This window comes from Polaromonas aquatica (assembly GCF_050626995.1).
GTDB lineage: Bacteria > Pseudomonadota > Gammaproteobacteria > Burkholderiales > Burkholderiaceae_C > Polaromonas > Polaromonas aquatica_A.
In genome coordinates, this window is the sequence record NZ_CP192467.1 from 621,568 (window position 1) to 635,426 (window position 13,859).

Annotated in this window: 16 protein-coding genes; 7 read left to right on the top strand and 9 right to left on the bottom strand. The window is 63.0% G+C overall.

From position 1 onward, the window contains the following. Position 1 precedes the first annotated feature (1 nt). The 3 genes from ACQ4MS_RS03085 to ACQ4MS_RS03095 form a co-directional block, all read right to left on the bottom strand. Positions 2-976 (bottom strand): magnesium and cobalt transport protein CorA, encoded by a 975-nt coding sequence (locus tag ACQ4MS_RS03085; RefSeq protein WP_431097660.1) that lies wholly within the window; start codon positions 974-976, stop codon positions 2-4. A gap of 87 nt (positions 977-1,063) precedes the next feature. Beyond that, positions 1,064-2,341 (bottom strand): MFS transporter, encoded by a 1,278-nt coding sequence (locus ACQ4MS_RS03090; RefSeq protein WP_431097662.1) that lies wholly within the window; start codon positions 2,339-2,341, stop codon positions 1,064-1,066. Next, entirely contained in the window at positions 2,334-2,813 is a 480-nt protein-coding gene (locus ACQ4MS_RS03095) for a MarR family winged helix-turn-helix transcriptional regulator (RefSeq protein WP_431097663.1), read from the bottom strand. The genes ACQ4MS_RS03090 and ACQ4MS_RS03095 overlap by 8 nt, the downstream gene beginning before the upstream one ends. A 39-nt stretch (positions 2,814-2,852) precedes the next feature. Here ACQ4MS_RS03095 and ACQ4MS_RS03100 point away from each other — a divergent pair, with 39 nt between their 5' ends. After that, positions 2,853-3,410 (top strand): PaaI family thioesterase, encoded by a 558-nt coding sequence (locus tag ACQ4MS_RS03100; protein ID WP_431097665.1) that lies wholly within the window; start codon positions 2,853-2,855, stop codon positions 3,408-3,410. On the opposite strand, the gene ACQ4MS_RS03105 is transcribed toward ACQ4MS_RS03100, so the two are convergent. After that, a complete protein-coding gene (locus ACQ4MS_RS03105) occupies positions 3,407-4,282 on the bottom strand; it encodes an MBL fold metallo-hydrolase (RefSeq protein WP_431097666.1) in 876 nt (291 codons plus the stop codon). The two genes, ACQ4MS_RS03100 and ACQ4MS_RS03105, sit on opposite strands and share 4 nt — an antisense overlap. A gap of 112 nt (positions 4,283-4,394) precedes the next feature. Between ACQ4MS_RS03105 and ACQ4MS_RS03110 the strand changes: the two genes are divergently transcribed. The 4 genes from ACQ4MS_RS03110 to gloA all read left to right on the top strand — a co-directional run bounded on the left by ACQ4MS_RS03110 (position 4,395) and on the right by gloA (position 6,087). After that, positions 4,395-4,721, top strand: a complete 327-nt coding sequence (locus ACQ4MS_RS03110; protein ID WP_431097667.1) for an ArsR/SmtB family transcription factor — start codon at positions 4,395-4,397, stop codon at positions 4,719-4,721. Then, positions 4,721-5,158 carry a YeeE/YedE family protein gene (locus ACQ4MS_RS03115; protein WP_431097669.1) on the top strand — a complete coding sequence of 146 codons (438 nt, stop codon included), beginning with the start codon at positions 4,721-4,723 and terminating at the stop codon, positions 5,156-5,158. Before ACQ4MS_RS03110 ends, ACQ4MS_RS03115 begins: the two co-directional genes overlap by 1 nt. Before the next feature lie 8 nt (positions 5,159-5,166). Continuing rightward, complete coding sequence (locus ACQ4MS_RS03120; protein ID WP_431097670.1) at positions 5,167-5,610, top strand: DUF6691 family protein; 444 nt, start codon at positions 5,167-5,169, stop codon at positions 5,608-5,610. Positions 5,611-5,676: 66 nt separating this feature from the next. Next, the gene (gene gloA / locus ACQ4MS_RS03125; RefSeq protein WP_431097671.1) at positions 5,677-6,087 is read left to right on the top strand and encodes a lactoylglutathione lyase; all 411 of its coding nucleotides are present in this window, start codon (positions 5,677-5,679) and stop codon (positions 6,085-6,087) included. A gap of 100 nt (positions 6,088-6,187) precedes the next feature. Here gloA and eda read toward each other — a convergent pair whose 3' ends face one another. From eda to ACQ4MS_RS03140, 3 genes are all read right to left on the bottom strand, one after another. Beyond that, positions 6,188-6,802 (bottom strand): bifunctional 4-hydroxy-2-oxoglutarate aldolase/2-dehydro-3-deoxy-phosphogluconate aldolase, encoded by a 615-nt coding sequence (gene eda / locus ACQ4MS_RS03130; RefSeq protein WP_431099524.1) that lies wholly within the window; start codon positions 6,800-6,802, stop codon positions 6,188-6,190. Between the two features lie 38 nt (positions 6,803-6,840). After that, complete coding sequence (gene edd / locus ACQ4MS_RS03135) at positions 6,841-8,658, bottom strand: phosphogluconate dehydratase (protein WP_431097672.1); 1,818 nt, start codon at positions 8,656-8,658, stop codon at positions 6,841-6,843. A 273-nt stretch (positions 8,659-8,931) separates the two neighbouring features. After that, entirely contained in the window at positions 8,932-9,561 is a 630-nt protein-coding gene (locus ACQ4MS_RS03140; RefSeq protein ID WP_431097674.1) for an OmpA family protein, read from the bottom strand. A 121-nt stretch (positions 9,562-9,682) separates the two neighbouring features. On the opposite strand from ACQ4MS_RS03140, the gene ACQ4MS_RS03145 reads away from it, so the two are divergent. Both ACQ4MS_RS03145 and ACQ4MS_RS03150 read left to right on the top strand, forming a co-directional pair. Then, complete coding sequence (locus tag ACQ4MS_RS03145; RefSeq protein ID WP_431099525.1) at positions 9,683-10,231, top strand: gamma-glutamylcyclotransferase; 549 nt, start codon at positions 9,683-9,685, stop codon at positions 10,229-10,231. A gap of 207 nt (positions 10,232-10,438) precedes the next feature. After that, positions 10,439-10,972, top strand: coding sequence for a superoxide dismutase family protein (locus ACQ4MS_RS03150; protein WP_431097676.1), 534 nt, complete (start codon positions 10,439-10,441; stop codon positions 10,970-10,972). Positions 10,973-11,001: 29 nt separating this feature from the next. Here the strand turns inward: ACQ4MS_RS03150 and ACQ4MS_RS03155 are convergent, their stop codons facing one another. Together ACQ4MS_RS03155 and ACQ4MS_RS03160 are read right to left on the bottom strand one after the other, a co-directional pair. Then, positions 11,002-11,550, bottom strand: a complete 549-nt coding sequence (locus ACQ4MS_RS03155; protein WP_431097677.1) for a nucleotidyltransferase family protein — start codon at positions 11,548-11,550, stop codon at positions 11,002-11,004. Further along, positions 11,550-13,844 (bottom strand): molybdopterin cofactor-binding domain-containing protein, encoded by a 2,295-nt coding sequence (locus ACQ4MS_RS03160; RefSeq protein ID WP_431097678.1) that lies wholly within the window; start codon positions 13,842-13,844, stop codon positions 11,550-11,552. Before ACQ4MS_RS03160 ends, ACQ4MS_RS03155 begins: the two co-directional genes overlap by 1 nt. Positions 13,845-13,859: the final 15 nt, after the last annotated feature.

Genomic DNA, 13,859 nt, shown 5'->3' on the forward strand with positions numbered 1-13,859 from the left:
GTTAGAGCCAGCGCGCGCGCTTGAAGCGCCAAAACAGCAGCGAGCACGCCACCACAATCATGCTGATGGCCATGAGGTAGCCATAGCGCCACTTCAGTTCGGGCATGGCTTCGAAGTTCATGCCCCAGATGCCGGCAAACGCGGTGCAGACCGCAAAGATACTGGCCCAGGCAGCGAGCTTCTTGGTCACCTCGCTTTCCTCGATGGTCACCATCGCCAGGTTCACCTGGATAGCCGTACCTATGGTGTCGCGCATGTTCTCGATCAGTGCATTGATGCGTGACAAATGGTCAACCACATCCCGGAAATAGTCCTGCACGCCGGCACAAATTTGCGGCACCCGGCCGCCATAGAGCTTGCTCGCGCCCTCAAGCAAGGGCGCGACGGCATGCTTGAGCACCATGACGCGGCCCTTGAGTTCGTAGAGCCGTTCGATGTTTTTCCGCGCGGCCCCGGGTGTGAAGATTTCTTTTTCGATCAGCTCAAGCTCGGTTTCAAGCGCGTCAAGGATCGGAAAATAGCGGTCAACCACCGCGTCCATCAAGGCGTACAACACAAAACCTGAACCGTGGCGCAGCAACTCCGGTTCACGCTCGCAGCGTTCACGCACACCCAGAAAACCCTTCTGGCTGCGGTTGCGCACCGAGAGCACATAGTTTTTGCCGGTAAACACATCCACTTCACCGACGTGAAGTTCGCCCGGCTTGTCGGTGGACGGCTCAATCAGGTGCAGCACCGAAAACAACGAAGCGCCGTATTCCTCGATCTTGGGCCGCTGATGGCCATGCCGGGCATCCTCGACGGCCAGTTCATGCAGGCCGAACTCTTCCCGCATTTCCTCAAGCTCTTCCGGCGTCGCGTCTTGCAGCGCCACCCAGACAAAAGCATCGGGGCGGCAAATGTAGTCACTGATCTCGGTGACAGGAATGTCGGCCAGCTTCGTGCCGTTCTGGTAGACCACACAATTGATGAGCATCTGATGTATCCCGCAAGTTGGCTGCTTGCAAGGATTCTGTCACATCAACTCTCACGTGCAATAGCGGAATCGCTTCGTCAATCACCTTCAGGCTGTTGCCTTCGCGGCCATTTGACGCGGCAGCAGCGCTTCGCGAATCGGCAGGTTCACCAGCGCAGCGCCGGCGGCCAGCACGATGTCGATGTACCAGACCCAGTCGTAGCTGCCGGTGGCCTGGAATACATAGCCACCCAGGTAGGCGCCCAGGAATCCGCCCACCTGGTGCGACAGCATGACTACACCGAACAGCATGGCCATGTTGGCCGTGCCGAACATCTTGGCAACCAGGCCTACCGTGGGCGGCACAGTCGACAGGAATGTCACGCCCATGACGGCAGCGAAGATCAGCATCACGGCCGGCGTCTTGGGCGCCAGCAGGAAGATCAACACAGCGAGGCCGCGCGTCGCGTACAACAGAGCCAGCAGGGACTTCATGCGCCATTGACCCACCGCCCAGCCCATGGCCAGGCTGCCGACGATATTAAAGAGGCCGATCATCGCGAGCGACCAGCCGCCGATCTCAGGTGGCAAGCCGCAGGCGGCTACGACACCCGGAAGATGCGTCGCCAGAAAAGCCACGTGAAAGCCGCACACCAGAAAGCCGGCAGCCAGGTAACGATAGCTGGGCGTGGCAATCGCCTGGCTGATGGCTTGCCGCGCACTGAGCGCTTTGGTACCGGAAGCCGCCGCGGCCTGCGCTGCCAGCGCGTTCGAATTGCCTTTGAGCACCAGCACCGCCGGCACGGCCAGCAGCACCAGCGCACCCAGCCATTGCATCGCACTGGCCCAGCCGACAGCAGCTGTCAGTCCGATGGCAATCGGTGCCATCGCAAACTGTCCGAAAGAACCGCCCGCATTCACGATACCGGTGGCCAGGCCGCGTTTTTCCGGCGGCACCAGGCGCGTGCTCGCAGCCATCAGCACCGAGGGGCCCGCCATGCCCGCACCGCCCGCAGCCAGCACGCCAATGGCAAAGATCAGGCCCGCCGTGCTGGTCATGAGCGGCGTGATGATGGTGCCGATTGCCACTAGCACCACACCTAAAAAGATCACTCGGCCTGTGCCGATGCGGTCAGCCACCGCGCCGGCGAAGGGCTGCGTCAGCCCCCACCAGAGCTGGCCAAAGGCAAAGGCCAGGCTGATGCTGCCAATACCCAGGGCGGTAGAGGTATTGAGCGCAGACAGGAACAGGCCCATGGTCTGCCGCACACCCATGGTGAGGGCAAAAGTGCCGCCGGCTGCCAGCAACACCAGCCACATCGCGATGCGGCGCGCGGGCAGAGCGGTGGAAGACGGGGCTGGACTGGAAGGCTCGGGGTTACTCATCATCAGCTCCGGATTCGATGGGGGACAAAAGTTCGAGGGATTCATTGATCAGGTTGTGCAAGGCCAGAACGCGGCCCACGCCCAGCAGCGCGTTGAGCTGCTCCTGCGCCACCTTCCAGCGCACGCGGGCCTCCTCGCGCTTGGCGCGGCCTGCGGCGGTGAGCACCACGGTACGGCTGCGCGCATCGGTGCCTGCAGCGAGCTCTATCCAGCCTGCGTCAATCAATGGCTTAAGGTTGCGCGTGAGCGTGGAAGCGCTCATCTTCATGCCGCGCGCCAGCTCGCCGGGCCGCATGGGGCCCAGCTTCAACACATAGGTCAGCAAGGAGTACTGCGTTGTCTTCAGTCCGGCCTTGGCCATCTCCAGGTCGTAGTGGTGCGCAACGCGGCGCATCAACTGGCGTAGCTTGAGGTTGGTGCAACCCTGTAACTTGAGTTCGGCCTGGGTTGACAGGCGGGTTTTCTCGTTCATAATTTGATTGTAGCTACAACTATTGTATATGCAACATTTATGGATGCCATGACCCCACAAGACACATTGACTCAATGGATGGAACAAAGCGCCGCGGTGCGCGCCCGCATGATGGGCGGCGGCGGCAAGCCCGGCCTGGCGCGGCCCGAAGACGTGGCCGGTAAAACCGGCATGGAAGTGATGCAGGCCATGCTCGCCGGTGAACTGCCCTACCCCCATATCGCCGAAACGCTGGACTTCGCCCTGATTGAAGTCGAGCCCGGCAAGGCCATCTTCCAGGGCACGCCCCAGCTCAAGCACTACAACCCGCTGGGCACGGTGCACGGCGGCTGGTACGCCACGCTGCTCGACTCGGCCGTAGGCTGTGCCGTGCACACCCTGATGCCCGTGGGCCGGGCCTACACCACGGCCGAACTCAGCATCAACATCGTGCGCGCGGCTTCACACAAGACCGGGCCCCTGCGCGCCATCGGCACCGTCATTCACTGCGGCCGGCAGTTGGCCACCGCCGAGGGCCGCATTGTGGGCCCGGACGGCAAGCTGTATGCGCATGCGACGACGACTTGCTTGGTGTTTGAGGTGCCGGCGCGCGGCTAGGCGACGCCCAGCAGGTTGACAGGAATCTTGAGATAGCTGACACCGTTCCCCTCAGGCGGCGGCAGGCCGCCCGCCCGGATATTGACCTGGATGGAGGGAAGAATCAGCGTGGGCATGCCCAACGTCGCGTCCCTGGCCGCACGCATGGTCACAAAGGCTTCTTCGGAGATGCCGTCATGTACATGAATGTTGGCGCGGCGCTGCTCGCCCACGGTGGTCTCCCATTGAGGCGCGCGCTCGCCGGGAGGATAGTCGTGGCAGACGAAGATCCGGGTTTGCGCCGGCAACAGCAGCAGCTTGCGGATGGAGCGGTACAACTGATGAGCGTCCCCGCCCGGGAAGTCCGCGCGCGCGGTGCCCACGTCGGGCATGAAGAGCGTGTCGCCCACAAACACCGCGTCACCCACACGGTAGGCCATGTCTGCGGGCGTATGGCCCGGCACATGCAGCGCAGACATCTCCATCTTGCCCAGCCTGAATGTCTCACCGTCCTTGAACAGATGGTCGAACTGGCTGCCATCTATCGCGAAAGATCGCTCCAGATTGAAAATTGCCTTGAACGTGGATTGCACGGTGCTTATATGTTCGCCGATGGCAATCCTGCCGCCGGCGTGCGACTTCAGGTAGTGCGCTCCCGACAGGTGGTCGGCATGCGCATGGGTTTCCAGGATCCATTCAACGTGTAAGCCCTGCTTTCTCACGTAGTCCAGCACCCGGTCGGCCGACGCCGTGCCGGTGCAGCCGGATTTGAAGTCGTAGTCCAGTACCGGGTCAATGATGGCCGCGCAACCAGTGCCGGGGTCCGCAACAACGTAGGTGACCGTCCCGGTTGCAGCATCAAAAAAGGCCTGGGGAATCGGTGGAATGCACATGGGTCTGTCCTCATTGGTCAACCAGTCCGCTGAATCCGCGTGTTGGTTGCCGTGTCCGATTTACATTATCAATAAACATATAATATCAATAATTTAATTGAACGCGCCGCCCATGAGGTCATCACCCCCTGTTCTCAATCCCCAGCGCCTTCGCGATGCGGCTGTGCAAGCCGTTGGCATGCTGAAAGCGCTGGCCAACGAAAACCGGCTTTTGCTGCTGTGCCAGCTGTCGCAGGGCGAGCGCAGCGTCAGCGAACTCGAGGAGTCCCTGGGTATCCGGCAGCCGACGCTCTCGCAGCAACTTGGCGTGTTGCGCAATGAAGGCGTGGTCAACACCCGGCGGGACGGCAAGAACATTTACTACAGCGTGGCCGAACCCGGCACGCTGGAAGTTCTGGCCTTGCTCTACCGCCTCTACTGCCCCGACGGAGACAACTGATGCCAATCATCGACTGGAACGCGTTCACGCCATGGTCCGCCCTGGCCGGCGGCCTGCTCATCGGCCTGGCCGCAGCCATGTTCGCACTGCTCAACGGGCGCATCGCCGGCATCAGCGGCATCTTGGGCGGGCTCTTGCGGCCGGTGCGGGGCGACATGGCCTGGCGCGCAGCATTCATTGCCGGTCTGGTCGGTGCACCGCTGGCCTACGCGATCTTCTCCACATTGCCGGCGGTGAAAATCGAGGCTGGCAATGGCGCCCTTGTCATCGCCGGACTGCTGGTCGGTATCGGCACGCGATATGGTTCAGGCTGCACCAGCGGTCATGGGGTATGCGGCCTTTCAAGGCTCTCACTGCGTTCGCTGGTGGCAACGGCCGCTTTCATGGGTGCCGGCTTTGCCGTGGTCTTCGTGGTGCGGCATCTTTTCACCCTCTAGAGGAAACCATGGCCCTGCTGTCTTCCCTGTTTGCCGGCCTGATATTCGGCCTCGGCCTGATCGTGTCCGGAATGGCCAATCCCGCCAAAGTCCTGGGCTTTCTGGATCTGGCGGGTGCCTGGGACCCTTCGCTGGCGCTCGTCATGGGAGGCGCCATCGCCGTGGGGTTTTTCGCTTTCCTGGCTGCTCAAAAAAGGAGCCGCTCCCTGTTGGGCGCCGAGATGAACCTGCCTGCTGCCGGCCTCGTTGACCGCAGACTGGTGGCCGGCAGCGTGCTTTTCGGCATAGGCTGGGGGCTGGCCGGCTTTTGTCCGGGGCCGGGGCTGGTAGCACTTGGCATGGGCGAGACCAAAGCCGCCGTGTTTGTCCTGGCCATGTTGGCCGGAATGGCTTTCTTCGAAGTGCTCGAAAGACGGCAGCGCTCGAGCGCCAGGTGCAGCCGCGCCGGCTGACGGCAATTCCATGGGGTAAAGCACAGAGCCCGTGCAAACAGGCAGGCTCCGCAGGATAATCCGCCCATGCGACTCCTACACACCATGCTGCGCGTTGGCAATCTCCAGCGCTCCATCGATTTTTACACCCAGGTGCTGGGCATGAAGCTGCTGCGCACGTCGGAAAACCCGGAATACAAATACAGCCTGGCCTTTGTGGGCTATGAGGGCAATCCGGCGCAGGCCGAAATCGAGCTGACCTATAACTGGGGCACCGAGAGCTACGACATGGGCACGGCTTTTGGCCATATCGCGCTGGGTGTGCCTGATGCCTACGCGGCTTGCGACCGGATCAAGGCGGTTGGCGGCAATGTCACGCGCGAGGCCGGCCCTGTCAAAGGCGGCACCACCGTGATCGCTTTTGTGACAGACCCGGACGGCTACAAGATTGAATTGATCCAGCGGGATGAGAGCGCCGGCGGCACGGGCCTGCGCTAGTCACGCTCCGGATTGCTATTGTTTTAATAGCAACTTGCGCCGGTTTTATTTGGCTCCAGGCACGATTTCATTCTAAAACAGCACGGTATAGCCGTCAGGTTCAGGCCGCGTTACGCACGAGTTGGCAGGCCTGAAACGCCAGCGCAGTCACGTGTGACCAGTTGCCACGGGCCAGGGTGTCCGCAGGGGTCAGCCAGGATCCGCCCACACACACCACGTTGGGTAATGCCAGGAACTCGGGCGCATTGGCCACTGTGATGCCGCCCGTCGGGCAAAACCGCACATCGCCAAATGGGCCATTCCAGGCCTTCAACATGGCTGGCCCACCCGCCTGCATGGCCGGGAAAAATTTGAGCTCAGTCAAGCCGTCTTCTTGCGCCATCATGATCTCGCTGCCGGTGGCAACCCCGGGCAGCAGTGGCAGGCCGGCATCCTTGCAGGCTTGCCCCACCGCATGGGTGTAACCGGGGCTTACCGCAAAGCGCGCACCAGCCATGGCGCAGGCCTGGGCGTCGGCAGCGCTGCGTACAGTGCCAGCGCCCACCACGGCTTCGGGTACATCGCGTGCAATGGCCTCAATGCAGGCGAGCGCCTGCGGCGTGCGCAAGGTGACCTCGAGCATACGAATGCCACCAGCCACCAGCGCCCGCGCCAGCGGGATCGCCTGGCCCACGTCTGTCAGCACAATCACGGGTATCACGGGGGCGTCCTGCATGATCTGCAGGGGCGTCAGTTTTCCGCTGACGTTCAGGTTCAAGTCCACGATAAAGCTCCTTCTTCAGCCGTCAGCGCGTGGCGGCGCATACCGGCAAACAGTTCCCGTCCCATGCCGATGCCGTTGGCTGCACGCAAGTCCGCGGGCATGGTATCCACGGGCCGTCCAGCCCATTCAGCGTCAGCCACCAGCACCTTCAACTCGCCGGTGATGGCGTCCACCCGAATCACATCGCCGTCGCGCACCTTGGCCAGCGGGCCGCCGGCAGCCGCTTCGGGCGACACATGGATGGCCGCCGGCACCTTGCCGGATGCGCCGCTCATGCGGCCGTCGGTGACCAGCGCCACCTTGAAGCCTTTGCCCTGCAATACCGCCAGCGGGGGCGTGAGTTTGTGCAGCTCGGGCATGCCGTTGGCCTGCGGGCCTTGCCAGCGCACTACACAAACCACGTCGCGATTCAGCTCACCGGCGCTGAAAGCGATGTGCAAAGCTTCCTGCGAATCAAACACCCGCGCTGGCGCCTCGATGACATGGCGGTCGTCAGGGACAGCCGAGACCTTGATTACGCTTCGGCCCAGGTTGCCCTGCAGCAGCTTGAGGCCGCCGGTTGCGCTGAAAGGCTTGGCAGGCGTACGCACGATGGCCTCGTCTTTGGAGGCACCGATGTCATGCCAGGCCAGCACCGCGCCGGCCATTGCCGGCTCACGTGTGTATTCGCGGATACCGCCTTCACGCACTGTCAGCACGTCTTCATGCATGAAACCGGCATCGAGCAACTCACGAATGATGAAACCCGGGCCGCCTGCAGCCTGGAACTGGTTCACATCGGCGCTGCCGTTGGGGTAGACGTGCGCCAGCGTCGGCACTACGTCGGAGAGGTCGGAGAAGTCATTCCAGTCGATCACAATGCCGGCCGAATGCGCCACCGCCACCCAGTGGATCAGGTGGTTGGTGGAGCCGCCGGTGGCGAGCAGCGCGACCATCGCATTGACGATGGCGCGCTCGTCCACGATTTCCCCGATGGGCGCAAATCGCTTGGCCTTGACGATACCCAGCACGGTGCGTGCCGCCTCACGCGTGAGTTCTTCACGCAGTGCATTGCCGGGGTTCACAAACGCGGTGCCGGGCACATGCAGGCCCATGGCTTCGAGCAGCAGCTGGTTGCTGTTGGCGGTGCCGTAAAAGGTGCAGGTGCCGGGGCTGTGATAGGACTTGAACTCGGAATCCAGCAAGGCCTCCCGGCCCACCAGGCCCTGCGCGGCCTGCTCGCGCACATGGGCTTTTTCCTTGTTGGGAATACCAGAAGTCATGGGCCCGGCAGGCACAAACACAGTGGGCAGATGGCCGAACTGCAGCGCACCAATCAAAAGGCCCGGCACGATCTTGTCGCAAACGCCCAGCATCAAGGCCGCATCGAACATGTCGTGCGACAGCGCCACGGCCGTGGCCATGGCAATGACGTCGCGGCTGAAGAGGCTGAGCTCCATGCCGCTGGTGCCTTGGGTCACGCCGTCGCACATGGCGGGCACGCCGCCTGCCACCTGCGCCGTGGCGCCCAGTTTGCGCGCCTCATCCTTGATGAAGGCCGGGTAGGCCTGAAGCGGGGTGTGAGCCGACAACATGTCGTTGTAGGCGGTGACGATGCCGATGTTGGGCCTGCGCTCGGTGACCACCTTGAAGCGGTCGTCCAGCGGCATGCCGGCAAAGGCATGTGCCACATTCGCGCAACCCATGCGGTCCAGGCCCGGCTCGCGGGCCGTGGCGGCACGCAAATGCGCGAGGTAGGCGTCGCGCGACGGACGGCTGCGTTCGGCAATGCGGGCCGTGATGTCTGAAACTTTGGAATGAAGGGCCATGATGGAGCTTTTGGTCGGGTAACAGATGAAGATGAAATCTGGCTGAGCCGCGCGGCGGGATCTCAGTCGCAAGCTTTCATTCGCTGTAACTTTATTACTGACTCTATGGTAACGGGTTACCGGCCGGATTGGTGCAATATGGTTACGGTACGGTTACCAAACTTGCGCATCGACGCTACCAGTCTGGAAGAGCCGCTGCGCGGCCGGCGTCGGCACAACGCCCTTGCCTCTGTAAGCGCCGCACTACTCTGCTCCGCGGTCAGGGATCGCTTTTTATTTCAGCGTGATTTCCACCCGCCGTGCCTCGGCGTTGCTGCCACCGATAGGCAGCTGCTCAGGTTTTTTCAGTTCGATCTGCCGCTCCGGCACACCCGCGCCCTTCAGCGCGTCACGCACCGCGACAGCACGCCGGCGGGCCAGCGATGCGTTCCTGGCTGCATCACCCGTGGCATCGTGAAAACCCGAAATGACCAGCGTGCGGCCCGCTTTGGCTGCCTTCACCACATCCACCAGGGCGTCGCCAGCGCCGGCGGCCAGGTCGGCCTGGCCGGAGCCAAAATAAAACCGCACCACTCCCTGCTCCACCATCACAGTGGCGGCATCAGAAACAGCTTGTGATGAAGCCTGGCCGGGTTGAGCGGATAGAAGCGACTGGGGGGACTGAGGGGATTGAGGAACTATTGCAGGGCTGCTTGCAGGCGCCACAGCGGTTGGCAAGGGTGCCTGCAGGGCAGGCGCCGGGGTGGCGATGACAACCCCAATTCCCGGACGGGTCGAGGGCGGCTGACCGCGGTTGAGGTGATGCACGCCGATGCCAATGACCAGCGTCACCACAAAAGTGATCAGGCCAAGAACGACCGCCAACACCAAGCCTTGTTGGCCTTCATCGTCCTGAGAAACCATTGCCCCACTCCCGTCACTAGATCCGTCACAAAAACTGCGCTCATTGTAAAGTGCGGCTGTGGAAAATTCAGCCAAACAACTCGCCGGCCCCGGCGTGAGCGTTTCGCGCAACCCGGCGCACATGCTGGAAACCGTGATTCGCGAATGGGGCGGTAAAAGCGATCTCTGGGTCTTTGCGTATGCCTCATTGATCTGGCGGCCGGAGTTTGAACACGCTGAAGAACGCTTTGCCACCATCCACGGCTACCACCGTGCGCTGAAGATGTGGAGCCGCCTGAACCGCGGCACACCGGAGTGCCCCGGCCTGGTGTTCGGCCTGCTTCCTGGTGGCAGCTGCAAGGGCATGGTCTTTCGCATACCCCAGGCGCAGGTCGCCGGTGCCCTGCCGGCGCTGTGGGAACGTGAAATGCCCAACGGGGTGTACGACCCCAAGTGGCTGCGTTGCCAGACCGATGAGGGCGATGTGCGTGCACTGGCCTTCACACTGTCCAGACGCAGCCCCAGCCACACCGGCGTACTCAGCGAAGAGGTGTACCGGCAAATTTTTTCCGACTCCTGCGGGCGCTACGGCACCACGCGCGAGTATGCGCAGCTCACTTATGACAAGCTGCGCACGCTGGGCATTCACGACCAGGCCCTGGGCAAGCTGCTGGCATTGGTCAGCCGCTGAAAACCGCCTGACAAGCTCCTGGCGTTGCGTTGCATTGTCCTGCCGTCCGGCATGCTATACGCCGACGCATCTGGACGGGAACGCTACACCGGGCTTTGTGAGCATCTGTTAATTGCTGCCCAGACGGACCTTGTCAACGCCGGGAAGCCGGCCTACAGTGAGCCTTCCATTCTCAACATCCATCCAACCCCTGAGGAGACCTTCAGCATGAAACACCACCTGGCATCGCTTGCCGCAGCCCTTGTGCTGTCAGCCTGTGCATCGAAGATGAGCGGCCCACTCGCCGTGGCCCAGTTGCAAAGCACTACCGGCAACACCGCCAGCGGCACCGTGAACTTTGCCCAGAGCGGCGACAAGGTGGTGGTTTCTGGCGAGGTGCGTGGCCTCAAGCCCAATGCCGAGCACGGTTTTCATGTGCATGAAAAAGGCGATTGCTCCAGCGGCGACGGCATGAGCGCGGGTGGGCATTTCAATCCCACAGGCCAGCCGCACGGCAACCACTCGGACATGGCCCATCACACCGGCGACCTGCCCAGCCTGAAAGCCGATGCCGGCGGCGTCGCAAAGTTCAGCTTTGAATCAAAAACCATTACCGTCGGCAGCGGCACGACAGACATCGTGGGCAAGGGCCTGATCGTTCACCGCGATCCCGACGACTACAAGACCCAGCCCACCGGCAACGCCGGGCCGCGGCTGGCTTGCGCGGTCATCAAGCTGGATTCTTCACGCTCGCTCGCATAGCTCCTTTTTGCGCCGCGCGCTGCGCCAGATCAACGTGCAGCGAACAGCATTTCAGCCCGGCGCAGGTCATCCAGCGTGTCGATGTCGGTGACGATGCCTTCATCGGTAACGTCTACATATGCTACCGAATTGATAGCTGCTTGCGCTCGTACCACTGGTGCTGCACCGTAATTTCCTTTTAAATTCAGCAGTGCGGCGAAACACCCGGCAGAGAAGCCGACCGGGTGACCGCGCGCGCCGTTGAACATCGGCACTGCCACCGCATGCTGCGTGAGCGCCTCGGCGACCCTCAGCAGAGTGGCTGCTTGCACCAGCGGCAAATCGCCCGGCAGGACCAGCCAGCCGGCAGCGTCGGGCGTGGCCCGCACGGCGGCGGCGATCGTGTCGCCCATGCCGTCGTGGCCCGCGTCCTCCAGGTGCCAGGGCAAGCCGCTGGCAGCCACCGCGTCCAGCGTGTGCTGCAGCACCGGCTTGCCAGCCAGCAGCGCCTGCAGCTTGTGCGTGCCGCCGCCCGACGCGGCAAAGCGCTCACCCCGGCCCGAGGCGAGCACCAGCACCGTGGGCTTGCGGCTTTCCATTACGCCAGCTTGAAGGGCAGCTCGCGCGGCGCCGGCTTGCCGGTGAGCTTCGCGATCGCATTGGCAAAGGCCGGGGCCAATGGCGGCAGGCCGGGCTCGCCCAGGCCCGTGGGCGCATCAGCGCTGGGCACGATGAACACGGCCACCGTCGGCATGTCGGTGATGCGCGGCACCGGAAAGTCGCCAAAGTTGCTTTGCTCGACCACGCCGTCCTTGAGCGTGATGGCCGCACCCGGCAGGCACATGGACAGCCCCATCAGCGCCGCGCCCTGCACCTGCGCCTCAATGCTGGTGGGGTTGATAGCCAGGTTGCAATGCACGCCCGCAGTGATGCCGTGCAGCACCGGCGTGTTGTCTTTCACCGAAGCTTCCACCACGTAGGCAATCACGGTGTTGAAGGACTCGTGAACCGCGACACCCCAGGCGCGCCCGGCGGCCAGCGTGCGTTTGCCGTAGCCCGATTTGTCGACCGCCAGCTGCAGCGCGGCTGCGTGGCGCGGATGCTTGCTGCCGAACTGCTTCAGCCGGTAAGCCACCGGGTCTTGCCCCGTGCTGCGTGCCACTTCGTCGATCAACGTTTCCATCACATAGGCCGTGTGGGTAGAGCCCACGCTCCGCCACCAGAGTACGGGCACATTGAGCTTGGGGTGATGCACAGACAGCCGCATCGGAACATCGTAAGGCTCTTTCATGCCTTCGACCATGGTGCCGTCCACACCGTCTTTCACCATGAAAGCTTCGAAGGGCGTGCCGCCAACGATAGACTGGCCGACGATGACGTGGTCCCAACCCAGGATCTCGCCCTTGTCGTTGAAGCCGATCTCGGCGCGGTGCACATGCATGGGCCGGTAGTAGCCGCCCTTGATGTCGTCCTCACGGCTCCACAGCGTGCGCACCGCGGCCGTCAGACCGGCGCCGCGCGCGGCTTTGGCCACGTTGCAGGCTTCGACCACGTAGTCGCTGGTGGCAATCGCGCGGCGGCCAAAACCGCCGCCGGCCATCTGCACATTCATCTTGATGTTCTGCGGTGCGACGCCCAGCGCCTTGGAGGCGGCCAGGGTGTCCAGGCCTGGCATCTGCGTGCCCAGCCAAAGCTCGGCCTTCGCATCTGCGCCCTGCCCGCTGAATTGCACCGTGCAGTTCAGCGGCTCCATGGGCGCATGGGCCAGGTAGGGGAAGACAAACTCGGCACTGATCTTTTTCGGCGCGGCAGCCAGCTTGCTGATGTTGTCGTTGTACTTGAGCGCGCCGGTTTTCTGCGCCAGCGTGCGGTAGCTGGCCAGTTGCTGCGCGCTGTCAACCTTCTCGACGCCGCTGGTGTCCCACTCGACCTTGAGTGCATCGCGGCCCTGCTTGGCGGCCCAGTAGCCTTCTGCCACCACCGCAACGCCTTCGCCGCCGCGGTCCAGCGGCACGCGCAGCACGGCCTTCACGCCGGGCACGGCGCGGGTGGCCGCGTCGTCAAGCGACTTGACCTTGCCGGCGAAGACTGGCGGATGCGCAACAACGGCCGTCAGCATGCCAGGCAGGCGTACGTCGATACCGTAGCTCTGGTTGCCGGTGGATTTGGCGCGTGCATCCAGACGGCCAGTGGGCTTGCCGATGATGCGGAACTGTTTAGGGTCTTTCAGTGTGACGGCCTCTGGCACTGGCTGCTTCATGGCCGCTTCGGCCAGTTCACCGTAGGTCAGGCGTTTGCCGCCGGGGCCAATCACCACGCCTTGCTGGGTGCGCAGGCTGCCACCATCCACCTTCCACTGCGCAGCCGCCGCCGAGACCAGCATGGCGCGGGTGCGCGCACCCAGCTCACGGTACTGGGTGTACGAATTTTTGATCGAGCCAGAGCCACCCGTGAGGTGCATGCCGAACGCCGGGTCCACATAGGCCGGGTCGGCATTACCATGCTGGCTCTTCACAAGGCTCCAGTCCGCGTCAAGTTCTTCGGCCAGGATCATGGGAAGGCCGGTCTGCACACCCTGCCCGAAGTCGAGCCGGTTGATGGTCACGGTCACCGTACCGTCCTTGTCGATGCGCACAAAGGCCGAGGGCTGCTGGGTGGGCTTGAGGCTGGATGCCGCCGGTGCACCCGCTGTTGCCATGGTTTGCGCTTGCGTCAGTATCGGAAAAGCGCCGAGCGCAAAACCACCGGCAGTCGCAACCTTGAGGAAGCTGCGGCGTGGCGGTTCCGCATCCGCTATGGTTTTGGTAGCTGCTTGCGCCCGAAACATAAGGGACTGAAGCCCTTTTGGCAGTTGCGAAGCGATATCGAAGGTGTCTGGGGAGTTGGAATACATGGTGTTGTTCTCCTT